Origin of the sequence: Micromonospora sp. NPDC005171 (genome assembly GCF_040608575.1) — a bacterium.
Taxonomy (GTDB): Bacteria; Actinomycetota; Actinomycetes; order Mycobacteriales; family Micromonosporaceae; genus Micromonospora.
The window spans coordinates 63,968-86,352 of record NZ_JBEXIM010000024.1 but is presented as its reverse complement, the minus strand read 5'-3'; the positions used below and the strand labels follow the sequence as shown (position 1 = coordinate 86,352).

Below are 22,385 nucleotides of genomic sequence, written 5' to 3'. Positions count from 1 at the left end.
CGCCGGATCCCTGCTGAACACGGCACCGTTGTAGCAGTTCGCCGCGAAGCGCACGACCGCATCATGACATGCGCGCCCCGCGACCTGCCGAACACTGGCCCGGCGTCTGTGTCATGAGCTGAGCGGGTGCCGGGCACCCGCGGGGCGCACACCGAGCAGTGTTCCGGCCGACCAGCGGCTCCGCTGGATGTAAGGAACTTCGATGTCGTTCCGCGAAAACGATCTTCGCTGATGTGCGCGTCGTGTGCTCTCCAGCCGGTGCCAACCTGGGTCAACACATGCCAACCGAGGCTAATCCGGGTTAACGATCATGGACGGCGGTCCGGCGCGTGTGATCGGCGTGTGGTCGTCGGTCGGGCCGGTCCGCCAGGTCAACGCGGGTCACTCCCTGCCAACGCGGGTCAACCCGCAGGTCGTTACACTGACCACTCGCGCCCCCGTAGCTCAGGGGATAGAGCATCGGTTTCCTAAACCGTGTGTCGCAGGTTCGAATCCTGCCGGGGGCACCTCGAAGATCAGCAAAGACGCCATCTGGGCAGCGAATACGTTCCCGCATCGATCGGTCGGCTTGTGCAGCCGGATGCCACCCGTAGCCGCCGTTTGCAGCCCTCCGTGCAAAATACGTGCAACGATCTTGAGTCGCTGGACGGCCCTGTTTCCCCATTTCACCACCCCTGCAAGCGAAGGGGCCGCAGCATCCGCCACGACCCATTCGCGCCACCCACGGAGTCAACGGCTCGACGTTAGGCCGAGGGTGAGAACGGAGGTCAGGTGAAGACCACGACCGGGCGTGCAGGAGGCTGCGGCGCCGGCGGCACGACGAAGGAACGTCGCCAGTGGCCTTCCTCGCCCTCGGGCTGATCGCACGAACACTCGCCGTCGAACCAGATCTCAAGTCGGTCAAACTGCTGGTTCGGGTTTCCAAGGTGCAGCTCTACACGGTCGCCCGCGCGCATAGTTCCCGACTTCACGTCCGAGTAGCTGTTGGTGTTGTAGTAGATGCGTGCTCGGTACGCAGCGGTAGCTGCAACACCCGCGAGCAGGTCCTCAACCGCGACGGCACCTCCGTCGTCGTCGACAGTTCCTGCGCCGCCACCTCGGGCCGCTGGTACAGCCCCTACGACGGAGCGACCTGGACAGCCGCCTCCGACATCGACCACGTCGTGCCCCTCCCAGAGGAATGGCGCTCCGGAGCCAACTCCTGGACGACCAGCCGCCGCCAGAGCTTCGCCAACGACCTGAGCCGCCCTCAGTTGATCGCAGTGACGGACAACGTCAACCAGTCCAAGGGCGACCAGGACCCCTCCACCTGGCAGCCGTCCCTCTCGTCGTACCGGCGCTCGCGACTGGGTAATCACGGCGATGTTTGACGCAGCCAGCATTCCGAGCCAGCGGTATGCGGCCTGGGACGTGGCCCGAGAGCCGCCCGTCGACCCTGTCTAGTCCCACCACATGCTTGACCGATCCGTCCCAGCACGTGCTTCGCACATCGCCTAGCAGCTCTGGAGGACGCGCTCCACGTCCGCGCCCGCCTGGACGACCACGGCGTCAGCGCGAAGTTCTTCGGGAAGGTGGTGCCGCTGCCCTTCGTGCGCGAGCAAGGTGGGGCAGCCAGGTGGAAGCACAACGGCATCAGCGAGCCCGATAAACTTGACGAGCATGTCGAGAACGGTGCCAGCGGAGAACCGGCTGATCATGAGACTGTCGAGCGCGCCGCCGGCAAGGTCGGCGTAGACGTCCGCGGTGCCGCCGTCGTCGGCACTGATGTGCCAGTAGTTGTGCTGAGGTTCCCGGCGGTCGACGCGGGGCTCAAAAACGGCCAGGAACGCATGCCCCGCCAAAGGGGCGACATCGCCCTGCTCGAAACGCTGAACGAACATGTCGTAGCCCACCCGAGCAAGTTAGCGCCTCAGCCAGAACGATCATGTCAAGCATCTGGTGGGACGCAGGTGTGAAGCATCAGCCGGGACACGACAAAAGCGCCGTCGAACCTCATTGCCGAAATGCTCTCTTCAGGATCAAGGCGCCGCGCAAGCGCGGCGCAGCGGCCCGCTCGCACTCGGCCTGCTGGCGGCCTCCGGCCGGCATCGGCCGGGCGCGGCGGACCGCATCAGGGCGACGACAGTGACCAATCAGATTCGTCTTGGTCGGGTGCGGTGCCCAGTCCGGTGCCGCCCCTCAGCTAACAGGAGGTCTACGGCAGCGAGGATTGCTCGCCAGGCATGGGTGGCCTCCGGGTCGTGGCGCTTGGCGAGTCGCTCGAAGGTGGCGAGGTTACGCTGCACCGTCTCCAAGTGCGGGTCGAAGACTGATGGCCGGCTCCAGCGGAGATAGCCCGGCGTAACGTAAAGCCGAACGTAACTGGCGTCTCGGTATCGCGGGTTGCTCAGCGAGCGCTGGCGGAGGTAGGCCAGCTTCCCGAGCGCCAGCGTGTCGGCGAGAGGCAGCTCTTCGTCATTGGCCACGTAGGGCATCTTGGCTGAGGGTCTTCCCTGGGCCAATGGTTTGCGGCCTGTGACGATCGCGACGGCGATTCAGACCTGGTGCTCTGCCACCGATCGGATCAATTCCGCGACAAGCCCCTGTCATCTCAGCTCACGGTGCCACTAATAGCGTGACGTCAGGTCGGCGGTGCCGGTCGCCGCCGGGCTCTCCTCGGCGGACGCGAGGCCGCCGACGATGCCGGTATGCGTCCTCGGGTCGAAGGACTGCCGCAGGGGATTGCCGGCCCTTGTCCCCCGTGCGAGCTACCCGCAAGTGTCCACCGCACGGTGACGATTCCTGACCGACGGCTCCATAGCGTTTGACGTGGCCGCTGCGCCTCAGTTGCGGTTCTCGTTGAGGGAGTCATCATGCGCTTGTTGAAACAGCTTGTGGCCGTTGCGGCGGTTGCCTTCGTCGGTGGTCAAGCCATCGTCGCGGTGGAGGGGAACGCCTGGCTCACGCTGGTCATCGGTGTGTTGACGGCAGTGGTCGCGGCCCTCGTCTACGGATGGGTGGTGCGCCGTACGGAGCGCCGCGAGGTCGCGGAGCTGGCGCGAGCCGGTGCTGGTGCTCGGATCGGCCGGGGGGCGCTGATCGGGTTCGGGATGTTCGCCGCGGTGCTCGTGAACATCGCCTTCGTCGCTGACTACGACGTCCGCGGCGTGGGCTCGGTCACGGGCGCGTTGGCGTTGTTCGGGTTCATGGCCACCGCCGCCGTGACCGAGGAGTTGATGTTCCGGGGCGTGCTGTTCCGCATCGTCGAGGAGCGCCTGGGCACCTGGATCGCTCTGCTGCTCACCGGCGTGGTGTTCGGCCTGATGCACCTGTTCAACCCCGATGCCAGTGCCTGGGGTGCGATCTGCATCGCGGTCGAGGCCGGGTTCATGCTCGCCGCCTGCTACGCCGCCACCCGCAACCTGTGGGTGCCGATCGGCCTGCACTTCGGTTGGAACTTCGCCGCTGGCGGCATCTTCAGCGTCGTGGTCTCCGGCAACGGTCAGTCCGAGGGGCTGCTGGACGCCGCGATGTCTGGCCCGACCCTGGTCACCGGCGGCGACTTCGGCCCGGAGGGAAGCCTCTACACGGTGGCGGCGGGTGTGGTGCTGACCCTGGTGTTCATGTGGTTGGCTCACCGCCGCGGTCACATCGTCCCGCGTCGCCGCCGGGCGGTCGGTGTCCAGCCGGCGACGGTTACGGTTTCCTGATGGTCGACCTTCGGACGATCCCGGGCTCGTGGCGGCAGTGGCCCGTCACGGTCCGGGATCTCCCGTTGGCGCTGCTGTTCGCCCTCGCATCGGTGGTGCCGGGGCTGCGCGACCAGGGTACGCAACTCGGTGATCTGCCGGCGCGTCCCTTTGACGCGTTGACCGTCGCTGTGGTCGCCCTGGAGTGCCTTCCGCTGGCTGTGCGCAGACGCTGGCCTGCACTCTGCCTCGCCTTGGTGTCGCTCGGCTTCGTGATCGACCAGCTGCGCGCCTATCACACGGTCTCGGGCTCTGCGCTGGCCATCGCGCTGATGAGCGCGGGGGTGCACCTGGAACGTCGCCGGCGTACCACAATGGTTCTGGGCTCCGCCGCGTACGTGGCGCTGGCCGTGGCTCTCGATCGGCAGGGGTCGACCGAGGGCGTGACCGGGTTCGCCAGCTTCTACCTGGTGCTGGTCCTTGCCTGGGGCATCGGATCCTGGTTGCGGCAGGCCCGGGTCGCCGAAGCGGAACGCCGTCACCACGTCGCCCTGACCGCCCGCGCCGCCGAACGCACCCGCATCGCCAGCGAACTTCACGACATCGTCACCCACCATGTGACGGCGATGGTCGTGCAGGCCGAGGCGGCCCGCTACCTGACCGCCGCCCCGGAACGCCTCGACACGACCCTGACCGCCATCACCGACACCGGCCGGCGGGCCATCACGGACCTGCGTCACCTGCTCGATCTGCTCAACCCCGACCACAGCGCCGATCCGCGTACGCCGCCCGTCGGCGAGCTCCGCGCCCTCGTCGAGCAGACCCGGCAGGCTGGGCAGCCGGTGGAGTTCACTGAGGAGGGCAGCCCGGCGGACACGACCGGCGGTGCTGAGGTCGTGGCGTACCGGGTGGTGCAGGAGGCGTTGACGAATGCCCTCAAATACGCCCACGGCGTCCGCACCATTGTTCACGTGCATTACGGCGAGAGGGAAACCACTGTGCAGGTCAGCACCGAAAGTTCGGGCTCGTACTCCGGGGGGCCCGGCGGGAGTGGGCGCGGCCTCGCGGGGCTTCGCGAGCGCGTCGGCGTGCTGGGTGGTGAGTTCAGCGCGGAACGGCGGGCGGACGGCGGATTCGACGTGTCGGCCCGCATCCCCACCGGGAGCCCGTCGTGACGGCCCCGATTCGGGTGCTGGTCTGCGACGACCAGGCGTTGATCCGCACCGGCTTCGCGACGATCATCGACGCGCAGCCCGATCTTGAGGTGGTGGGCGAGTGTGGTGACGGGCGTGCCGCCGTCGACCTCGCCGGTCGGCTGCACCCCGACGTGGTCGTGATGGACGTACGGATGCCGGTGCTCGACGGTATCAAGGCGACCCGCCTGCTGGCCGGGGCCGGAGTGGCCCAGCCCGTCAAGGTGCTGGTGGTGACGACGTTCAACCTCGACGAGTACGTGTACGAGGCGCTGCGCGCGGGGGCAAGCGGGTTCCTGCTCAAGGACGCCCCTCCGGCCCAACTGCTGCACGGTATCCGCACCGTCGCGAGCGGTGCGGCGCTGCTGGCGCCCGAGGTGACCCGGCAACTCGTGGGCAGGTACGCCGCGCGGATCCGACCCGCCGAGGGCACCACCCCCCAGGACGTCGGGCTGACCCCGCGTGAGCTGGAGGTGTTGCGCCTCATCGCCAACGGCCTGTCCAACAGCGAGATCGCCGCGACGTTGGTGATCAGCCAGGAGACCGTCAAGACGTACGTTTCGCGCATCCTCACCAAGCTCGACCTGCGCGACCGCGTGCAGGCCGTGGTCTACGCCTACCGCGCGGGCCTGGCCACGTAGCCGCCGGGCGTCACGTCGGCAGCTGTTCGGCTCGGGTGACCACCTGGTCGATGAGGCCGTATTCCCGGGCCTGCTCGGCGGTGAACCACCGGTCCCGGTCCCAGTCCCGCTGGATCTCGTCGAGCGTCCGTCCACTGTGCTGGGCGATCAGCTCCTGCATCGTCCGCTTCACGTGCAGCATGTTCTCCGCCTGGATGGTGATGTCCGAGGCCGTCCCGCCCATTCCGCCGGACGGCTGGTGCATCATGACCCGCGAGTGCGGCAGCGCGTACCGTTTGCCGGCCGCGCCCGCGCAGAGCAGGAACTGCCCCATCGAGCCGGCGAAGCCGAGCGCCAGTGTCGCCACGTCGTTGCGGACGTAGCGCATCGTGTCGTAGACGGCCATCCCCGCGCTCACCGATCCGCCGGGCGAGTTGATGTAGAGGTAGATGTCCCGGTCGGCGTCCTCGGCGGCGAGCAGCAGGATCTGTGCGCAGATCTGGTTGGCCGACTCCTCCGTCACCTCGGTGCCGAGGAAGACGATCCGCTCCCGCAACAGCCGCTCGAACACCTGGTCGCCGAAGGACGGCTGCCCGCCCTCCAGCATCTGTGCGCCGTACCTGATCATGTGCCGCCGCCTTCCACCGTGCCGGCGGGCGGTGGGGACCACCCGGTGGACCGGCCCCTCCAGCGTGCGGGCGACGGCGGTGGCCGGCCCAGTGATTCTGCCGCCGGCAGATCCGCCGCCGGCAGAACCCGCGCGGCCTACGCGGCGGTCAACCGCCGCGCGCCGACCAGGGTCGATTCAACGCCAGCCAGGCAAGGGGTACGCGGGCCGGGGCGCGAGCCACCAGCGGAGGCCGTCACGCCGACACGCATCGTCGGCTCGCCGGCCTTGGGCACTCGTTGGAGGGGCAGCCCGCCGCCGAGCGGACCCACCAGAAGGGTGGCATTGCCGATCTCGCGTCGGACCGCCTCGACAGGCTCCAGGTGGGTCAGTGCGGCACGGGGTGCCGCCGGGAGGCGGGGTTCGACCCGGCGCATATCGTCGCGGGCCTCCCCGAGCAGGTCGGCGAGGCTGATGCCGAGCGCCCGGCAGATCGCCGCGAGCACCTCCGAGGAGGCCTCCTTGCGGCCCCGCTCCACCTCCGACAGGTAGGGCACCGAAACGTCGGCCGACTCGGCCACCTCGCGCAGCGTGCGGCCCTGACGCTGACGGTGGCGACGCAGCACCCCGCCGATGACTCGTCGCAGCAACGACATGCCGGCCTCACTTTCGCTGTCGTCGTCGGGAACACCCTCATCATGCCCGTCCCCGGCCGTTCGGGCAGACCCGTCCGGGCCCGCGCCACTGCGACGGCGCGGGCCCGGGCTTCCACCGGTACAGGTGGGTGTGGCCGTCACGAGGGTCGCGCCCCCTGCGTCTGCCGGCCTGCACTGGTTCGTCGTTGTCGTCCGGTAGTCGGGTGCGGGAGCGCTGCCGGTTGTCCGCCGTGACCCGGACGTGCGGTCGGCGGTGCACCCGCTATGTTGTGGGCGTGCAGGCGACGGCGGGGGAGCAGGTTCGACGGTGATCCATTTTCCCGCGCAGCGTCGGGGCCCACTGAGCGCGCTGAGTCTCCGACTCGCCGCCGCCCTGGGCCTGGTCTTCGCCGTGGTCGCTGCGGTCTATCTGGGCCGGGAGGGCTACCGCGATGTCAATGAGGACGGCCTCACCCTCCTCGACTGCTTCTACTACGCGGTCGTGTCGCTCTCGACCACCGGCTACGGGGACATCACCCCGGCCGCGCCGTCGGCCCGGCTGGTCAACGTCCTCTTCATCACCCCGGCCCGCGTGATCTTCCTTATCATCCTGGTCGGTACCACCCTGGAAGTTCTGACCGAGCAGTACCGGACCGGCCGTCGCCTGTCGCGGTGGAGGAGAGCCGTGAAGGACCACGTCATCATCTGCGGCTACGGCACCAAGGGGCGTAGCGCTGTCTCCGCCCTGATGGAGAACGGCCTGGACCGTTCGCGGATCGTGGTGGTGGAGCGCAGCGCCGCCGCACTGCGGCAGGCCACCTCCGCCGGACTGGTGGCGATCGAGGGCTCGGCGACCCGCTCGTCGGTGCTGAACGAGGCGCACGTCAAGAGCGCGAAGGCCGTGATCATCGCGACCGACAGTGACGACGCGTCGGTCCTTGTCGCGCTGACGGTGCGGCAGCTTACCGCCGGTCAGGTTCGCATCATCGCGGCGGCCCGGGAGGCGGAGAACGCCCCGCTGCTCAAGCAGAGCGGCGCGCACCATGTGATCGTCTCGTCGGCCACGGCGGGCCGGTTGCTCGGCCTGTCCACCTCGGCGCCGCCGCTGATCGACGTGGTGGAGGATCTGCTCACTCCCGGCCAGGGCATGGCGCTGGCGATGCGTTCCGCGGAGCGGGACGAGGTGGGTCGCTCGCCGCGCGAACTGGACTCGTTGGTGATCGCCCTGGTGCGGCGGGGCAAGGTGGTCACCCTGGCCGACCGGGCCGGCGCGGTGATCGAGACCGGCGACATGCTGGTGCACGTGCGCGACGACCGCCCCCAGTCGGCGGCGACCGCCTGATCGTCCCGGCGTTGCCCGCGGTGTGACGGCTGGGTCGCTCGGTGACCGCTGGGCCGCTGTGACGGCTGGGGCCGTGTGGTGGCGGGGCGTCAGCAGGTGTCGTCGGTGACGCAGATCGCGTCGGTGCAGCTGACCGACGTGCCGGTGGAGGCCCGGCTGAGCAGCTTGTAGAGCGTCTCCCGCTCGGCGGGATCCAGTGCTCCCAGCACCTCGTCCTCGGCGCTGGCCAGGGCGCACTCGGCCTCGCTGAGGCGTTTTGCCCCATCTTCGGTGAGTTCGACGACGTGTCGGCGGCGATCCTCGGGGGAGCGCCGACGCTCGATCAGCTGCTTCGCTTCCAGGTCGTTGAGCAGCCCCACGACGTTGGTGCTGTCCATTTCCAGGATGGTGGCGAGCGCCTGTTGGCCGGTGCCGCCGCCGGCGCGCAGCACGGTGAGCGCGACCAGATGCCGAGGGCGTAGCCCCAGCGGCGCCAGCACCGACTCCGACCGCAGCCGCATCCGCCGGGCCAGATGGTCCAGGAGTGCGCCCGAGCGGTGCTCTGCGGAGTCGAGCGGCTGCGCGGACATGTGACCCAGTCTACCGACCCTCCGGAACATCGACCTGCTATAAATAGTTGGTGCTGCACGAACGATCCCTGAAGGAGGAATGATGCATCTACTGCATATTGACTCGAGCATCCGCGGTGCCTGGTCGGTCAGCAGGCGGCTCACCGCCCGCGCGGTCGACGCATGGCGTGCGGCCCACCCGGACGGCACCGTGGCCTACCGGGACCTGGGCGCCGAACCGCTGCCGCACCTGGACGCGGACGGTGGGCTGGCGCGGATGACGCCCCCGGACCAGCACACCCCTGCCCAGCGCGATTCCTGGGAGCTCAGCGAGCGGCTGGTCGACGAGGTGAAGCAGGCCGACGTGGTGCTGCTCGGCCTGCCGCTCTACAACTTCGGCGCGCCGAGCAGCGTCAAGTCCTGGGTCGACCACCTGATCGTTCCCGGGCTGGCATACGACCCGACGACGCAGGAGGGCCTGCTCGGCGGACGCGAGTTCGTGGTGCTGGCCACCCGGGGTGGCGGCTACGGCGAGGGCACCCCGCGCTACGGCTGGGACCACGCCGAACCGTGGCTCCCGCACGGCCTGTCGATGACCGGCATGCAGCCGCGCTTCATCAGCGCCGAGCTGACCCTGGCCCCGTCGGTGCCGGCGATGGCCGAGCTGATCCCGCTGCACGAGGCGAGCCTCGCGGCGGCCGAAAAGGAGATCGACAACCTCTGGGCGCCGGCCAACGCCCAGCGCTGAGGCAGCGCCGACACGACGAGAGCGGCCGCCCCCGATCGGGGACGGCCGCTTTCGTCAGTGCGGACAGGTCAGAGGATGGTCCAGGTGTCGCCGCTGCCCAGCAGCCCGGCGAGCTGCTGCTCAGGGGTCTCGGTGACCTTCGCCTTGGCGGCCGCGAGCTGAGCCTGCACCACGCTGTCGTAGGACGGTCGGTCCACCGAGCGGAACACCCCGATCGGAGTGTTCCGCAGGTCCAGACCGGGCAGCCGGGACAGCGCGAAGGCGTACGCCGGGTCGGTGACCGTCGCGTCGTGCACGACGATCTCCTCCGGGCGGACCGAGCTGGTGTCCCGGACCTCCAGGCCGAAGCCGCCCGGCGGGTGCACCACGCAGAACTGCCCGTCGGCGCCGAAGGTGATCGGCTGCCCGTGCTCCAGGCGGATCAGGTAGTCGTCCCGGGTGGACGGGTCCTTGAGCTGCTCGAACGCCCCATCGTTGAAGATGTTGCAGTTCTGGTAGATCTCCACGAAGGCCGAGCCCTCGTGTTCCGCGGCGGCCCGCAACACTGACTGGAGGTGCTTGCGGTCGGAGTCGATGGTCCGGCCGACGAAGCTTGCCTCCGCGCCGAGGGCGAGTGAGAGCGGGTTGAACGGGGCGTCCGCCGAGCCGGCCGGGGTCGACTTGGTGACCTTGCCGACCTCGGACGTCGGAGAATATTGGCCCTTGGTCAGACCGTAGATCCGGTTGTTGAACAGCAGGATCTTGAGGTTGACGTTGCGCCGCAGCGCGTGGATCAGGTGGTTGCCACCGATGGAGAGCGCGTCGCCGTCGCCGGTGACCACCCAGACCGACAGGTCCGGGCGGGACACCGACAGGCCGGTCGCGATCGCCGGGGCCCGACCGTGGATCGAGTGCATCCCGTACGTGTTCATGTAGTACGGGAAGCGGGACGAGCAGCCGATCCCGGAGACGAAGACGGTGCGCTCCCGAGGGATGTTCAGTTCCGGCATGAACTGCTGGATGGCCGCCAGGATCGCGTAGTCACCGCAGCCGGGGCACCAGCGCACCTCCTGGTCGGACTTGAAGTCCTTCGCGGTGAGCTTGACGGCGACGGGCTCAGACATTCTTCAGCACCTCTTCCAGCGTCGTCTCCAGCTCGGCGGCCGTGAACGGAAGGCCGCGGACCTGGTTGTAGCTGATCGCGTCGACCAGGTAGCGGGCCCGGATGACGTGGGCGAGCTGGCCCAGGTTCATTTCCGGGATGACCACCTTGTCGTACGAGCGCAGCACCTCACCGAGGTTGGCCGGCATCGGTGCCAGGTGCCGCAGGTGCGCCTGGGCGATGGACAGGCCGCGCTGGCGAACCCCGCGGCACGCCGCGCCGATCGGCCCGTACGTCGAGCCCCAGCCGAGGACCAGCACCCGGGCGTCGCCGTCCGGGTCCTCCACCTCGATGTCCGGCACCGGGATGGTCTCGATCCGGGCGGCCCGGGTGCGCACCATGAAGTCGTGGTTGGCCGGGTCGTAGGAGATGTCCCCGGTCTTGTCGGCCTTCTCCAGGCCGCCGATCCGGTGCTCCAGGCCCGCCGTGCCAGGGATCGCCCATGGCCGGGCCAGGGTCTCCGGGTCGCGCAGGTAGGGCAGGAAGGTGGTGCCGTCCTCGCCGTTGGGCTTGGTGGCGAACTCGACCCGCAGGTCGGGCAGCGACTCCACGTCCGGCAGCAGCCACGGCTCGGAACCGTTGGCGACGTAGTTGTCGGACAGCAGGATCACCGGGGTGCGGTAGGTCAGCGCGATCCGGGCCGCCTCCAGTGCCGCGAAGAAGCAGTCCGACGGTGACCGGGGCGCGATCACCGCGACCGGCGCCTCGCCGTGCCGACCGTAGAGCGCCATGTTGAGGTCGGCCTGCTCGGTCTTGGTCGGCATGCCTGTCGACGGGCCGGCGCGCTGCACGTCCACGATCACCAGCGGCAGCTCCAGCGCCACCGCGAGCGAGATCGTCTCGCTCTTGAGCGCCACGCCGGGGCCGCTGGTGGTGGTCACACCGAGCGACCCGCCGTACGAGGCGCCCAGCGCGGCGCCGACCGCGGCGATCTCGTCCTCGGCCTGCACTGTGAGAACGCCGAAGCGCTTGTGCTTGCTCAGCTCGTGCAGGATGTCCGACGCCGGCGTGATCGGGTACGCCCCGAGGAAGACCGGCAGCCCGGAGCGAACCCCGGCGGCGACCAGCCCCAGCGAGAGCGCCGCGTTGCCGGTGATGTTGCGGTACGTGCCCGGCTTCATCTTGGCCGGCTTGACCTCGTAGCGGACCGCGAAGTCCTCGGTGGTCTCGCCGAAGTTCCAGCCGGCCTTGAAGGCGGCGACGTTCGCGGCGACCAGCTCCGGGCGGGCCGCGAACTTGCGCTCCAGGAAGCGCAGCGTCGACTCGTAGGGCCGGGAATACATCCAGGAGAGCAGGCCGAGCGCGAACATGTTCTTGGACCGCTCGGCATCCTTCTTGGACACCTGGTGGGCGGCGAGCGCGCCGACCGTCATCGAGGTCAGCGCCACCGGGTGCACGACGTAGCCGGCCAGCGAGTCGTCGTCGAGCGGGCTGCTCTGGTAACCGACCTTGGCGAGGTTGCGCTTGGTGAACTCGTCGGTGTTGACGATGATGTCCGCGCCGCGCGGCAGATCGGCCAGGTTGGCCTTGAGGGCCGCCGGGTTCATCGCCACCAGCACGTTGGGCGCGTCACCCGGCGTGAGGATGTCGTAGTCGGCGAAGTGCACCTGGAAGCTCGACACGCCGGGCAGGGTGCCGGCGGGAGCGCGGATCTCGGCGGGGAAGTTTGGCAGCGTGGAGATGTCGTTGCCGAGCTGTGCCGTCTCCGAGGTGAACCGGTCGCCGGTCAGCTGCATGCCGTCGCCGGAGTCACCGGCGAACCGGATGACCACCCGGTCGAGTTGACGGATCTGCTTGGTCACTGTGCCACCTTCGTTCGCGACTGCGGGGCTTGCCCGGCCACGGAACCTCCTTGACGCAACGCTTCACCACACCGCCCCAGGCGGGTCCGGCCGCTGTCGTTCCTCACCTGAGAGCCTACGTCTAAGGGAGCCCTAACCATCCCGGGAGGTCCGCCGACTGGGACCCGATTGGGTCGTGAAATGCCCACCTTTGCGGGGTTACGCACCGCCCGCCGTAATTCAGATCACCACCGGGCCGCGCCGACGACCCCGGCACGTGGGCCGGGGTCGTCCGTCGATCAGTCCGTGGGATGCGGCGCGGGCTCGGGCGGCGGGCCGCCGAACCGGCGGCGCAGCGAGGTCATGGCCAGCGTGAGAGCCAGCACCACCAGCAGCGTGGAGACCGTGATCAGGGCGATCGCGGTGCGCTGCGCCGAGGTCAACCCGCCGTCCCGGGTCGCGGCACCGGCCGGGAGTACGCCCTGCGAGCCGGTCGGCGCGGGCGGGGAGACCACAGGCGTGGCCAGGGCGGCGGCCGCGGTGATCCGGAAGCTCATCTGCACCCGACGGGTGGGGCCGCTGCGGGGATCGAGTTGGCCGATCACCGCACCGGAGAACGGCGCTTCCCTCTGGGCCTGTGGCGTCGCCTCCACCGGCAGCTGCACATGGGCGGTCGTCCCCGCCGTCACCAGGCCGGCGTCGCAGCGGGTACGCGTCGGGTCGACCGCCACGCAGCCGAGCGGTGGGGTCGGCACGGTCACCCCGGCGGGCAGGACGACCTCGACCCGGCCGGCGGCGTCCACCGTGCCGGTGTTGCCCAGCCGGAGCGTGAGGGTGCTGGGGCCACCGCTGATGTCGAAGGCCACCTCGTCGGCGGCGAGCGCGATTCCGGGCACCGGCGGGCCGGCCGGGAAGAGCACCGCGAAGCCCTGGTCGTCGGTAACCTCCCCGGGCACCCCCGGAGCGTCCGCGGTGACCTGGACGGAGCCGCTGAGCGGCATCTGCTTCCACGCCGTGCCGGCGACCCGCAGGCGCAGCACGGTGCTGAACCGGGCGCCCGCCTCGGCGGTCCAGGCTCCACAGCGGTACGCCCCACCGCCGGCGGCGGCGCAGCCCTTCGTGCCGGCGTCGGTCAGCCCGGCGGGCAGCGTGTACGAGAGTCGGATCTGTTCAGCCGTGGTACCGCTGTTGTGCACAGTGACCTGCAGGGTGGCGGTCGTGCTCGCGGTGTTCCAGTACGCCTCGGTGAGGGTGACGTCGCCGGTGGTGACCTGCACGCCCAGCGGGCTCTGCGGCGGGGCCGCCGAACCCGGCGCGGGCGGGCGGACCGGAGGAGCCGGGGGTGTCGGCGGGGCCGGGGGTGGGGTCGGCGGCACCGGCGGGCCCGGGCTGGGCGGTCGGGTGGTGCCGCCCGGCGCGGGCGCGATGGTGGTCGGCACCGGTGGGACCTCCGGGGCGGTGGTCACCGGCGGGGGTGGCGTCGTCTCCGGTGGTGGCGCGCTGGTCTCCGGCGCTGGCTCGGTCGGCCCCGGTTCACCGCCCGGCCCCTCGGTCGGGGTGGGCTCCTCGGCCGGCGTGGTGGGGGGAACCTCTTCTCCCGGCTCGTTGACCGGTTCGACCGACGTCGCGACCGGGTCCGCGTCCGGCGTGGCCGCGCTGGCCCAGGCCGGTCCCACGGCGAGCGCCGTGAGCAGGCCGAGCGCGAGCGCGGTCGTCAGCAGGGGCGTGGAACGCCGCCCCTCCGCCCGGTTACCGGGCGATGCCTTCACGCGGGCCATCTGTCCTCCGGTGACATGGGTGGGTGTCCAATATTCGGTAACAGTTGCCCCTGTGCACTAGTCCCATCTGGAAACAAATCCGTAACGTGTTTGGGACGGCCCGTCGGGGCGGGCGGTAGGCTGCCGACTGTGAACGGATACCTGGGCTCGTACGCGACGCTCGGTCTCCTGCTGCTCGCCAGCGTTCTCTTCTTCGTTACGGCGTTCTCGGCCAACCGGGTGTTACGCCCGGCGCGTCCGGCCGACCCACCCGGCAAGCGGGCCAGCTACGAGTGCGGGCTCGACCCGGTCGGTGCCGACTGGGCGCAGATGCAGATTCGCTACTACGTGTACGCCTACCTGTACGTGCTGTTCGCGGTCGAGGCGGTGTTCCTGTTCCCCTGGGCGGTGGTCTTCGACCGGCCGGGCTTCGGCCTGGTGACGGTGGTGGAGATGGCGGTGTTCGTGGCGGTGCTCGCGCTCGGCATTCTCTACGCCTGGCGTAGGAACATCCTCCGCTGGACCTGAACGCCACTGCCTCCGGCGATCGTGTCGGTCCGTCCGGCCGTTAGCGGCCGGTTACGGCGACAACCGGTCAGGCCAGTCCCCTTCGGGTCGCCGTGGGCGGACGGTCGCCGCGGATCGAGGCCACCAGGTCCAGCACCCGTCGGGTCGGGCCGACCTGGTGGGCCCGGAAGACCCGGGCGCCCAACCAGGCCGAGACCGCTGTCGCGGCGAGCGTCCCCTCCAGCCGTTCGGCCACCGGCAGGCCCAACGTCTCACCGATGAAGTCCTTGTTGGAGAGCGCCACCAGCACCGGCCAGCCGGTTGCGGTCAGCTCGTCCAGTCGGCGGGTGATCTCCAGCGAGTGCCGGGTGTTCTTGCCGAAGTCGTGAGCCGGGTCGATGAGGATGCCGTCGGGGCGTACCCCCGCCGCCACCGCGCGCTCGGCGAGCCCGGTCACCGTCGCGACCACGTCGGCGACCACGTCGGTGAAGGCGGCCCGGTGCGGCCTGGTGCGCGGCGTCAGGCCCCCGGCGTGCGAACAGACCAGGCCGGCGCCGGTCTGGGCGGCCACCCGCATCAACGTGGGGTCGGCGCCCGACCAGGTGTCGTTGAGCAGGTCGGCGCCGGCCGCCACGGCCTCCGTCGCCACCTCGGCACGCCAGGTGTCGATGGAGATCACCACCTGCGGAAACTCGGCGCGGACGGCGGCGATGGTGTCCACCGTGCGCCGGATCTCCTCGGCGACGTCGACGTCCGCACCGGGGCCGGCCTTGACCCCGCCGATGTCGATGATGGCCGCGCCCTCGTCCACCGCCCGCTCCACCGCGCGCAGCGCGCTGTCCGCGGCGTAGGTGGCCCCGCGGTCGAAGAACGAGTCCGGCGTGCGGTTGACGATCGCCATAACCACCAGCTCGCCCGGGGCGAACGTCTGTCCACCCAGCCGAAGCGCCCCGGCCATGCCCGCCTCCTGGAAGTTCCCGCCGTCGCCGCCGCGTCGGCCGGTCCCGACGCTAGTCGGTCGCCCGTCCGCAATTCCGGGCGGGCGTCGGCGCCGATCGTGATCGGGGCGGGTGGCGGGGTCGCTCCGGGCCGGCTGCCATGCCACGATCAGTACATGGGTCAGCTTCTGCTCCTCCTGGTCGTGGCGTTGACCGTCGCGGCGGTGATATTCGGCGTGACGGTGCTGGTCAGCGGCCGTGATCCCGGCCTGGCGCCGGCCGAGCCGGATTCGCAGGCCGTGGCGTTGCCGGGCACCCGCCCGTTGCGCGAATCCGACGTGGGGGCGGTTCGTTTCGACACCGGGTTGCGCGGGTACCGGATGGACCAGGTCGATCAGGCGTTGCGCCGTGCCGCCTACGACATCGGTTACAAGTCCGAGCTGATTGGCGTACTGGAGTCGGAGGTCATCGCGTTGCGTGAGGGGCGCACCGACGACGCGGACGTGCTGCGCCAGGCCCGCGAGCAGTCGACCAGCAAGGTGACGACCGCGGACGCGGCGAAGCCGGGCACGGCAGCCGAGCCGGGCAAGGACGCGCCGCTGACCGGCGAGGCGGGCTCGGCCCCGGTCGGCTCGACGACCCCCGGCGCGTCGCCCGCCGCCACCTCGTCTCCGGCGGACTCCGATGGGGTGGCGCCGTCCGCCACGCCCGCCGACGACGAGTCGGCCGATCGTGACCAGATTGCCGGCGCCCCCGCCGACGACACCGAGCAGCGCGACGCGGTGGTTCGGTCGGAGTCGGCGTGACCGAGCTGGAGGGCGCCGACGATCTTCGGCAGGCGGCCCGACCCGGTGCCGGTGAGGTGACCGCCACGGTGATCGTCGACGCCCCTGCGGAGCGGGTCTTCGCCGCGTTGCTCGCCTGGGAACGTCAGTCCGACTGGATCCCGTTCACCCGCGTTCGGGTGGTCGAGGGCGACGGGCGCGAGGGCAGTCGGATCGAGGCGGTGACCGCGCTCGGCCGGGCGACCCTGCGCGACGAGATGCGGGTGGTCCGGGTCGACGAGCCGTACGAGATCGGCGTGGTGCACCACGGTCAGCTGCTGCGCGGCCCGGGGGTGCTGCGCTGCACCCAGCTGGGCCGGGACCGCACCCAGGTCGTCTGGCACGAGTGGTTCCACCTGCCGGGCGGCTGGGCCGGTCGACTGGCCTGGCCGGTGCTCTGGCCCGGCTCCAAGCTCAGCCTCACCCAGGCGCTGAAGAGGTTTGCCCGTCTGGTCGAGCAGGGCCGGTTGCCCTGACCGTACGGCCCGGTGCCGGCTGCCAGCCCGGTGCGCGGAAGAGGTGCCCGGCGCGCTGCCGCCAGGTCACCGCGGCGCGCACGTCCCGAGCGATCGAGGCGTACTCGTGGAAGGCCACCCGGACCGGGTTGTAGCTGCCGACGTTCTTGGTCAGGCCGTACACGCAGCGTTCCCGTTCCGGCGCGAACGACCTGAAGAGCCGGTCCCAGACGATCAGGATGCCGCCGAAGTTGCGGTCCAGGTAACTGCCCTGCGACGCGTGGTGCACCCGGTGGTGCGACGGGGTGTTGAACATCGCCTCGTACCAGCGCGGCATCTTCCCGATCCGCTCGGTGTGGATCCAGAACTGGTAGAGCAGGTTGACCGACCCGCAGAACGCGACCACGGCCGGGTGGACGCCGGCCACGATCAGCGGGAGGTAGAACACCCAACTGGTCAGGCCGGTCCACGGCTGGCGCAGTGCGGTGGAGAGGTTGAACCGCTGCGACGAGTGGTGCACCACGTGCGAGGCCCAGAGGATGCGGATCACGTGGTGACTGCGGTGCGACCAGTAGTAGCAGAAGTCCTGTGCGAGCAGGATCAGCGGCCAGCTCCACCAGACCTCGGCGATCCGCAGCGGGGTGAGCGCGTAGAGCAGCGCGTACGCGGCGGCGATCGGCACCTTCCAGAGCAGGTCGGCGAAGATGCTGCCCAGCCCCATGGTCAGGCTGGTCGCGGTGTCGGCGCCCCCGTAGCCGACCTCGTCGTCGTCGCGGTGCAGCAGGTAGGAGACCCGCTCCAGCACGATGAGCAGCACGAAGGCCGGGATCGACCAGGCGATGACGTCCGGGAACTCCTTCATCGCGCGGCCTCCGCTCGCCGTCGCCGGCCGGGGCGCACCGGTGGGTGACCCCGACCTACCGGTCGGTAACAAGCACCATAGGCAGCCGGGCGGCCGGTGGCAATGGGGTGTCGGACCGATGCCCTAGCGTGTACGAGGTGACTGACCTGGTGATCGGCGCCGACGGGCTGGCTCGCTGCGCCTGGGGATCGAGCACCCCCGACTACGCCATCTACCACGACACCGAGTGGGGGCGGCCGCTGCACGGCGACGACGCGCTCTACGAGCGGATGACGCTGGAGGCGTTCCAGTCCGGGTTGTCCTGGCTGACCATCCTGCGCAAGCGCCCGGCGTTCCGGCTGGCCTTCGACGAGTTCCACATCCCCACCGTCGCCCGCTACGACGACGCCGACGTGACCCGGCTGCTCGCCGACGCCGGCATCGTCCGCAACCGGGCCAAGATCGAGGCGGCGATCGCCAACGCCCGCGCCGCACTGGAGCTGCCCGAGGGCTTGTCCGCGCTGCTCTGGTCCTTCGCGCCGGAGCCCCGGCCCGCTCGCCCCGCCTCGTTCGCCGAGCTCGCGCCGATCACCCCCGAGTCGACGGCGATGGCCAAGGCACTCAAGAAACGCGGCTTCCGGTTCGTCGGCCCGACCACCGCCTACGCGCTGATGCAGGCGACCGGGATGGTCGACGATCACATCGTCGGCTGTCACGTCACCCTCCCACCGGCGGCGTGATGAGATGGCAGGCATGACGACCGAGACCGCGCACCGGGCCGGTGCGGCCGGCAACGCCGACGGGGTGGGTGCCTGGGCGGTGCTGCTGCCCGCCGAGCGGTACGAGGCCGAGCGGCTCGTGCACCACGACACGCTGGAGCTGACCGGGCTCACCGACGTCGCCCGGCCAGGGCCGGGAGACCAGGTGGCCGTGCTCGTCGACGCGCCGCCACGGCTGGTGGCGCTCGGCCGGGTCAGCGCACCCGGTCAACGCCACCGCGAAGACCCCGACGACCCGCAGTCCCCGACCGAGCCGGGGACGCTCGTCGTCGCGTACACCCGGCGGGCCTTCGACGAGCCGGTGCCCGCCGACCTGCTGACGCTCGACGGGCCGGTCACCGCACTGGAGCCGGCGGCCTTCCGGGCCCTGGCCGACCAGCTCGGCCCACCGCCGACGCGGCGCACCTGGCTGGTCAGCCTCGACCTGCCGATCGAGGCCGGCACGCCGGCCGAGGCCGTTCGGCTGTTCTGGTCCTACGTGCAGGAGCTGGGCCCGCGTGAGCTGCCCGCCTTCGTCTCGCCGGCCGGTGACGAGCTGGCCATGCAGGCGTTCGTGCTGGGCGAGCAGGCCAACCAGGACCCGGAAGAGGACGACTAGAAGAGTTTGTCCACCCGTCCCCGCCAGTCGGCGAGGACCGGGCCCGGGTCGGTGCCCAGCACCCGCTCCAGCAGCGTGGCGTAGACGTCCCGGAAATCGGTTGTGTATTTCAGGTCGCCGTCGTCGAGATCGGTGAGGCTCGGTGGTGCGCCGTGCCAGCCACCCCGGACGCCCGCGCCGAGCAGCAGCACGTCCGAGGCGGTGCCGTGGTCGGTGCCGTCCGAGGCGTTGGCCCGTACCCGACGCCCGAACTCGGAGTAGACCGCCACCACCACCTTCCGGCCCGCCTCGGTGCGACCCATCCGGTCGGCGAACCCGGTCAACGCCCGGTCCAGCTGACCCAGGAGCACGGCCTGCAACTGCTTCTCGTCGGCGTGCGTGTCGAAGCCGCCCAGCGACACCGAGAAGACCCGGGTGGACACTCCCGCCTCGACACACTGTGCGACCAGGTCGAGCTGGGCGTCCAGCGGGGTACGCGCCCCGCCGGTGGCCGTCGCGGGGGCCTGCTCGCCGTCCGGCTCCGCCGTGTCCGGGTCGGCGGAGTCGCGTACCTGGCGGATCATCTCGTCCACCGACCGTAGGTCGGCGAAGCAGGCGGCGGCCCGTCCCCGGGCCGCCGACTCGCCCGCCTCGGCGGCGGCGAACGCGGTGAGCGTCTGGGCGGGCAGCCCCTTGGCGGCCTTCCGGTCGGTCACCGGCACCGCCGCGCCGGCGCTCCGCTCCCCGGCCAGCAACGGCGGCAGCGCCGGCTCGAAGGAGACAGCCAACCGGGGGTCGCCGCCGGCCCGGTCCAGCCACCGCCCGAGCCAGCCGGTGTTGCCCGGCCGGTCCGGTTGTGCGGTGTGCCAGATGTCCATCGACCGGAAGTGGCTGCGGTCCGGCTTCGGGTAGCCGACTCCGCGCACGATCGCCAGCCCACCGCCGGACCAGCGCTGGTGCAGGCCGGCCAGCGCCGGGTTGAGGCCGAAGTCGTCGTCCAACCGCCGCACCTCCCCGTCCGGGTACGCCAGCTCCGGGCGAGCCGCCCGGTAGGCCGGGTCGCCGTACGGAATGACACTGTTGAGCCCGTCATTGCCGCCGTACAGGGTCACCAGCACCAGCGTGCGGGACTGCGGGTCGCGGTCCCCGGCGGTGTCCAGCAGGTCCCGCAGGCTGTACGCGCCGGCCCCGGCGGCCAATGCGCCCGCGCCGACCACCCCGCTGGTCAGCAGGAACCTGCGTCGGGTCACTGTGTCCATGTCGACTCCTCCGCTCAGCTGACTGTGTATTCGGGGCTGACCAGGCCGGCGGCCAGCAGTTTGCGGGGTTCACCGGCCAGCGGGGTGAGGGCGGCGCGGGTGCGCGCGCCCCAGCCGTCGACCACCAGCAGTCGGGCCAGCGCGTCCGGTCGGCCCGCGGTGGGCGCGGCGGTCAGCCGGGCCAGCACCGCTGGTGCCGTGGCGGCCGCCAGCACCCCGGCCGTCCGCAGCCGGGCCTGCAACGACGAAGTGGTCAGCCAGGCGACCCCGGCCGGCCAACCGCCCACGCTGGGCGGGCGCAACGGCACCTGGTCCAGCGCGTTCAGACCGGCCAGCAGTTGCCGGCGTTGCTGCTCGGGCAGCGCGGACGGTCGGATGCCGAGCTGCCGTAGCGCACCGACCAGCCACTCCACCGGCTGCTTCACCAGCGTGCCCCGGGTCTGCGCGAAGGCCGATGCGGAGAAGAGCGCGCGCAGTGTCGCGACGGTGTCCGCGCCGGCCAGACCGTCCGGTGCCGGGATGTCGGTGCCGGCGTAGCGGAACCAGAGCCGCCCGGCCACGAACCCGGCCGCCGCCGGTTGGGCCGCCAGCAGGTCGGCGTACGCCTCGGCGTCGAACCGACCGCTCTGCCCGAGGATGGTCTTCTCGCCGGGGTCGTGCCGGCGGGCCTCGAAACGGGTCGCACCGGTACGCCTGTCGACCACCCAGCCGGTCAGTGCCCGCGCGCCGGCCTTCACGTCGGCCTCGCTGTAGGCGCCGATGCCGAGGGTGAACAGCTCCATCAGCTCGCGGGCCAGGTTCTCGTTCGGCGCCTTGCGGGTGTTCTTCTGCCCGTCCAGCCAGACGATCAGGGCGGGGTCGCGCACCATCGCCGCGACCAGCGGGCCCAGCGGCCCACGACCGTGCCGGCGCAGCGTCTCCAACTGGCCCACCATCAGCCGCGCCGACTTGACCTTCTGCGCGCTGGTGGCCCAGTGCCCGTGCCAGAAGAAGAGCAACTTCTCGGTCAGCCCGTCCTCGGCGGCCACCATCCGGTCCAGCCACCACTCGGTGACCTGCTGGAGCTGCCTGCGACGCTCCGCGTTGGCCTGCTGCCGCTGCTCGCGGGTGGAATCCTTTGTCAGCTTGGCGTGCGGGTCGGGGGGCAGCGTCGGGGTCGGCGTGGCCGCCGCACCCCGATCCGTCTCGGGTGGGGTGAGCAGCCGGTCCAGGGTCGCCGCCGGCCCGGCCCGCTCGGCCGCGTCCACCTCGTCGGCGGTCGGCCCGAAGGTGGCCCGGCGCAGCAGGTGCGCCACCGCTTCACGATCGCTCATACCGGCCGACGCTAGGCGGCCCATGTTCGAGGACGGTAAGGGCGGCGTCCGGATCGCGTTCAGCGTCCCTCGAAGACCGGTTTCTGCTTGCCGACGAAGGCGAGCGTGGCGGCCCGGTGGTCGGCGGTGGCGCCGCAGATCGACTGGGCCTGCGCCTCGGCGGCGAGGGCGTCGGCGAGGGTGCCGGCGTCGGCGATGGAGAGTTGCCGCTTGATCGCCCCGTACGCGACGGTCGGCCCGGCGGCGAGACGGGCGGCCAACTCCTGGGCGACGGGCAACACCTGCTCGTCGTCGTCAGTCAACCGGTTGAGCAGGCCCAACCGGCAGGCCTCCTCGGCGCGGACCGGCTCGGCCAGCATCAGCAGCTCCACCGCCTTGGCGTGGCCGACCAGTCGGGGCAACGTCCAGGAGGCGCCGGTGTCGGCGGCGAGACCGACCTTGGCGAAGGCCATCAGGAAATTGGTGGTCGGACCGCCGATGCGGATGTCGGCCAGGAACGCCAGCGACGCGCCCGCACCGGCGGCCATCCCCCGGACCGCGGCGATCACCGGCTTGGGCAGGTTGGCGAGCCGGGCGGCGATCGGGTTGTAGTGCGCCCGCACGGTCCCCAACGGGTCACCTGCCGAGTTTTCCAGGATGGTCACATGCTCACGCAGGTCCTGACCGGCGCTGAACGACCCGCCGGCCCCGGCCAGGACGACAGCGCGGCAGGACCTGTCGGTCTCCAGCTCCGCCAGGGCGTCCCGTAACGCCTCCTTGAGCGCCACGTCGAGCGCGTTCATCGCGTTCGGCCGGTTCAGCGTGAGGGTGACGACGGCGTCGGTCCGGTCGACCAGCAGCGGCTCGGTCACG

General features: G+C 70.9%; 24 protein-coding genes and 1 tRNA gene. 12 read left to right on the top strand and 13 right to left on the bottom strand.

What is annotated here, in order from left to right; all coding sequences use genetic code 11:
* The first annotated feature begins 433 nt into the window (after positions 1-433).
* Both ABZU74_RS24165 and ABZU74_RS24160 read left to right on the top strand, forming a co-directional pair.
* Positions 434-506 (top strand) — tRNA-Arg (locus tag ABZU74_RS24165).
* 330 nt (positions 507-836) lie between these two features.
* Complete coding sequence (locus ABZU74_RS24160) at positions 837-1,370, top strand: DUF1524 domain-containing protein (RefSeq protein WP_355427909.1); 534 nt, start codon at positions 837-839, stop codon at positions 1,368-1,370.
* 123 nt (positions 1,371-1,493) lie between these two features.
* Here the strand turns inward: ABZU74_RS24160 and ABZU74_RS24155 are convergent, their stop codons facing one another.
* The gene (locus tag ABZU74_RS24155) at positions 1,494-1,892 is read right to left on the bottom strand and encodes a hypothetical protein (RefSeq protein ID WP_355427906.1); all 399 of its coding nucleotides are present in this window, start codon (positions 1,890-1,892) and stop codon (positions 1,494-1,496) included.
* 240 nt (positions 1,893-2,132) lie between these two features.
* The gene (locus ABZU74_RS24150; protein WP_355427903.1) at positions 2,133-2,474 is read right to left on the bottom strand and encodes a hypothetical protein; all 342 of its coding nucleotides are present in this window, start codon (positions 2,472-2,474) and stop codon (positions 2,133-2,135) included.
* A 378-nt stretch (positions 2,475-2,852) separates the two neighbouring features.
* On the opposite strand from ABZU74_RS24150, the gene ABZU74_RS24145 reads away from it, so the two are divergent.
* Genes ABZU74_RS24145 through ABZU74_RS24135 form a run of 3 tightly spaced genes read left to right on the top strand, consistent with a single transcriptional unit; the run spans position 2,853 to position 5,502 of the window.
* On the top strand, positions 2,853-3,689 hold the full coding sequence (locus ABZU74_RS24145; RefSeq protein ID WP_355427900.1) for a CPBP family intramembrane glutamic endopeptidase: 837 nt from the start codon (positions 2,853-2,855) through the stop codon (positions 3,687-3,689).
* Entirely contained in the window at positions 3,689-4,843 is a 1,155-nt protein-coding gene (locus ABZU74_RS24140) for a histidine kinase (protein ID WP_355427897.1), read from the top strand. Before ABZU74_RS24145 ends, ABZU74_RS24140 begins: the two co-directional genes overlap by 1 nt.
* Complete coding sequence (locus ABZU74_RS24135; protein WP_355427894.1) at positions 4,840-5,502, top strand: response regulator transcription factor; 663 nt, start codon at positions 4,840-4,842, stop codon at positions 5,500-5,502. Before ABZU74_RS24140 ends, ABZU74_RS24135 begins: the two co-directional genes overlap by 4 nt.
* 10 nt (positions 5,503-5,512) lie before the next feature.
* On the opposite strand, the gene ABZU74_RS24130 is transcribed toward ABZU74_RS24135, so the two are convergent.
* Entirely contained in the window at positions 5,513-6,109 is a 597-nt protein-coding gene (locus ABZU74_RS24130) for an ATP-dependent Clp protease proteolytic subunit (RefSeq protein ID WP_355427891.1), read from the bottom strand.
* Between the two features lie 137 nt (positions 6,110-6,246).
* Entirely contained in the window at positions 6,247-6,744 is a 498-nt protein-coding gene (locus ABZU74_RS24125; protein WP_355427888.1) for a helix-turn-helix transcriptional regulator, read from the bottom strand.
* Between the two features lie 307 nt (positions 6,745-7,051).
* On the opposite strand from ABZU74_RS24125, the gene ABZU74_RS24120 reads away from it, so the two are divergent.
* Entirely contained in the window at positions 7,052-8,065 is a 1,014-nt protein-coding gene (locus ABZU74_RS24120; protein WP_355427885.1) for a potassium channel family protein, read from the top strand.
* Positions 8,066-8,154: 89 nt separating this feature from the next.
* On the opposite strand, the gene ABZU74_RS24115 is transcribed toward ABZU74_RS24120, so the two are convergent.
* A complete protein-coding gene (locus ABZU74_RS24115; RefSeq protein ID WP_355427882.1) occupies positions 8,155-8,634 on the bottom strand; it encodes a MarR family winged helix-turn-helix transcriptional regulator in 480 nt (159 codons plus the stop codon).
* A gap of 82 nt (positions 8,635-8,716) precedes the next feature.
* Between ABZU74_RS24115 and ABZU74_RS24110 the strand changes: the two genes are divergently transcribed.
* Positions 8,717-9,361: an NAD(P)H-dependent oxidoreductase gene (locus tag ABZU74_RS24110; protein WP_355427879.1), complete on the top strand. Its 645-nt coding sequence runs from the start codon at positions 8,717-8,719 to the stop codon at positions 9,359-9,361.
* A gap of 68 nt (positions 9,362-9,429) precedes the next feature.
* On the opposite strand, the gene ABZU74_RS24105 is transcribed toward ABZU74_RS24110, so the two are convergent.
* From ABZU74_RS24105 to ABZU74_RS24095, 3 genes are all read right to left on the bottom strand, one after another.
* Positions 9,430-10,464 (bottom strand): 2-oxoacid:ferredoxin oxidoreductase subunit beta, encoded by a 1,035-nt coding sequence (locus tag ABZU74_RS24105; RefSeq protein ID WP_355427876.1) that lies wholly within the window; start codon positions 10,462-10,464, stop codon positions 9,430-9,432.
* Positions 10,457-12,304 carry a 2-oxoacid:acceptor oxidoreductase subunit alpha gene (locus ABZU74_RS24100; protein ID WP_196920913.1) on the bottom strand — a complete coding sequence of 616 codons (1,848 nt, stop codon included), beginning with the start codon at positions 12,302-12,304 and terminating at the stop codon, positions 10,457-10,459. Before ABZU74_RS24100 ends, ABZU74_RS24105 begins: the two co-directional genes overlap by 8 nt.
* 278 nt (positions 12,305-12,582) lie before the next feature.
* Positions 12,583-14,061 carry a hypothetical protein gene (locus ABZU74_RS24095; RefSeq protein WP_355427873.1) on the bottom strand — a complete coding sequence of 493 codons (1,479 nt, stop codon included), beginning with the start codon at positions 14,059-14,061 and terminating at the stop codon, positions 12,583-12,585.
* 129 nt (positions 14,062-14,190) lie between these two features.
* Between ABZU74_RS24095 and ndhC the strand changes: the two genes are divergently transcribed.
* The gene (gene ndhC, locus ABZU74_RS24090; protein ID WP_091394827.1) at positions 14,191-14,568 is read left to right on the top strand and encodes an NADH-quinone oxidoreductase subunit A; all 378 of its coding nucleotides are present in this window, start codon (positions 14,191-14,193) and stop codon (positions 14,566-14,568) included.
* A gap of 67 nt (positions 14,569-14,635) precedes the next feature.
* On the opposite strand, the gene folP is transcribed toward ndhC, so the two are convergent.
* The gene (folP, locus tag ABZU74_RS24085; RefSeq protein WP_355427870.1) at positions 14,636-15,505 is read right to left on the bottom strand and encodes a dihydropteroate synthase; all 870 of its coding nucleotides are present in this window, start codon (positions 15,503-15,505) and stop codon (positions 14,636-14,638) included.
* A gap of 156 nt (positions 15,506-15,661) precedes the next feature.
* Between folP and ABZU74_RS24080 the strand changes: the two genes are divergently transcribed.
* Both ABZU74_RS24080 and ABZU74_RS24075 read left to right on the top strand, forming a co-directional pair.
* Positions 15,662-16,291, top strand: coding sequence for a DivIVA domain-containing protein (locus ABZU74_RS24080; RefSeq protein WP_355427867.1), 630 nt, complete (start codon positions 15,662-15,664; stop codon positions 16,289-16,291).
* Entirely contained in the window at positions 16,288-16,785 is a 498-nt protein-coding gene (locus ABZU74_RS24075; RefSeq protein ID WP_355427864.1) for an SRPBCC family protein, read from the top strand. Before ABZU74_RS24080 ends, ABZU74_RS24075 begins: the two co-directional genes overlap by 4 nt.
* On the opposite strand, the gene ABZU74_RS24070 is transcribed toward ABZU74_RS24075, so the two are convergent.
* Entirely contained in the window at positions 16,730-17,626 is an 897-nt protein-coding gene (locus ABZU74_RS24070) for a sterol desaturase family protein (protein ID WP_355427861.1), read from the bottom strand. The genes ABZU74_RS24075 and ABZU74_RS24070 overlap by 56 nt on opposite strands.
* 137 nt (positions 17,627-17,763) lie before the next feature.
* Between ABZU74_RS24070 and ABZU74_RS24065 the strand changes: the two genes are divergently transcribed.
* Positions 17,764-18,345: a DNA-3-methyladenine glycosylase I gene (locus ABZU74_RS24065; RefSeq protein WP_355427858.1), complete on the top strand. Its 582-nt coding sequence runs from the start codon at positions 17,764-17,766 to the stop codon at positions 18,343-18,345.
* Positions 18,346-18,358: 13 nt separating this feature from the next.
* Entirely contained in the window at positions 18,359-18,982 is a 624-nt protein-coding gene (locus ABZU74_RS24060) for a hypothetical protein (protein WP_355427855.1), read from the top strand.
* Here ABZU74_RS24060 and ABZU74_RS24055 read toward each other — a convergent pair.
* Genes ABZU74_RS24055 through ABZU74_RS24045 form a run of 3 tightly spaced genes read right to left on the bottom strand, consistent with a single transcriptional unit; the run spans position 18,979 to position 22,384 of the window.
* Positions 18,979-20,220: a DUF1501 domain-containing protein gene (locus ABZU74_RS24055; RefSeq protein ID WP_355427852.1), complete on the bottom strand. Its 1,242-nt coding sequence runs from the start codon at positions 20,218-20,220 to the stop codon at positions 18,979-18,981. The two genes, ABZU74_RS24060 and ABZU74_RS24055, sit on opposite strands and share 4 nt — an antisense overlap.
* A gap of 14 nt (positions 20,221-20,234) precedes the next feature.
* Entirely contained in the window at positions 20,235-21,533 is a 1,299-nt protein-coding gene (locus tag ABZU74_RS24050; protein WP_355427849.1) for a DUF1800 domain-containing protein, read from the bottom strand.
* A 59-nt stretch (positions 21,534-21,592) separates the two neighbouring features.
* Positions 21,593-22,384 (bottom strand): enoyl-CoA hydratase-related protein, encoded by a 792-nt coding sequence (locus ABZU74_RS24045; protein ID WP_355427846.1) that lies wholly within the window; start codon positions 22,382-22,384, stop codon positions 21,593-21,595.
* Between the last annotated feature and the right edge of the window lies 1 nt (position 22,385).

Bases quoted from the DNA above. Each gene is read 5' to 3' on its own strand.
- ABZU74_RS24150 (WP_355427903.1), bottom strand. From the start codon at position 2,474: ATGCCCTACGTGGCCAATGACGAAGAGCTGCCTCTCGCCGACACGCTG.
- ABZU74_RS24145 (WP_355427900.1), top strand. From the start codon at position 2,853: ATGCGCTTGTTGAAACAGCTTGTGGCCGTTGCGGCGGTTGCCTTCGTC.
- ABZU74_RS24140 (WP_355427897.1), top strand. From the start codon at position 3,689: ATGGTCGACCTTCGGACGATCCCGGGCTCGTGGCGGCAGTGGCCCGTC.
- ABZU74_RS24130 (WP_355427891.1), bottom strand. From the start codon at position 6,109: ATGATCAGGTACGGCGCACAGATGCTGGAGGGCGGGCAGCCGTCCTTC.
- ABZU74_RS24125 (WP_355427888.1), bottom strand. From the start codon at position 6,744: ATGTCGTTGCTGCGACGAGTCATCGGCGGGGTGCTGCGTCGCCACCGT.
- ABZU74_RS24115 (WP_355427882.1), bottom strand. From the start codon at position 8,634: ATGTCCGCGCAGCCGCTCGACTCCGCAGAGCACCGCTCGGGCGCACTC.
- ABZU74_RS24110 (WP_355427879.1), top strand. From the start codon at position 8,717: ATGCATCTACTGCATATTGACTCGAGCATCCGCGGTGCCTGGTCGGTC.
- ABZU74_RS24105 (WP_355427876.1), bottom strand. From the start codon at position 10,464: ATGTCTGAGCCCGTCGCCGTCAAGCTCACCGCGAAGGACTTCAAGTCC.
- ABZU74_RS24095 (WP_355427873.1), bottom strand. From the start codon at position 14,061: ATGGCCCGCGTGAAGGCATCGCCCGGTAACCGGGCGGAGGGGCGGCGT.
- folP (WP_355427870.1), bottom strand. From the start codon at position 15,505: ATGGCCGGGGCGCTTCGGCTGGGTGGACAGACGTTCGCCCCGGGCGAG.
- ABZU74_RS24080 (WP_355427867.1), top strand. From the start codon at position 15,662: ATGGGTCAGCTTCTGCTCCTCCTGGTCGTGGCGTTGACCGTCGCGGCG.
- ABZU74_RS24070 (WP_355427861.1), bottom strand. From the start codon at position 17,626: ATGAAGGAGTTCCCGGACGTCATCGCCTGGTCGATCCCGGCCTTCGTG.
- ABZU74_RS24060 (WP_355427855.1), top strand. From the start codon at position 18,359: ATGACGACCGAGACCGCGCACCGGGCCGGTGCGGCCGGCAACGCCGAC.
- ABZU74_RS24055 (WP_355427852.1), bottom strand. From the start codon at position 20,220: ATGGACACAGTGACCCGACGCAGGTTCCTGCTGACCAGCGGGGTGGTC.
- ABZU74_RS24050 (WP_355427849.1), bottom strand. From the start codon at position 21,533: ATGAGCGATCGTGAAGCGGTGGCGCACCTGCTGCGCCGGGCCACCTTC.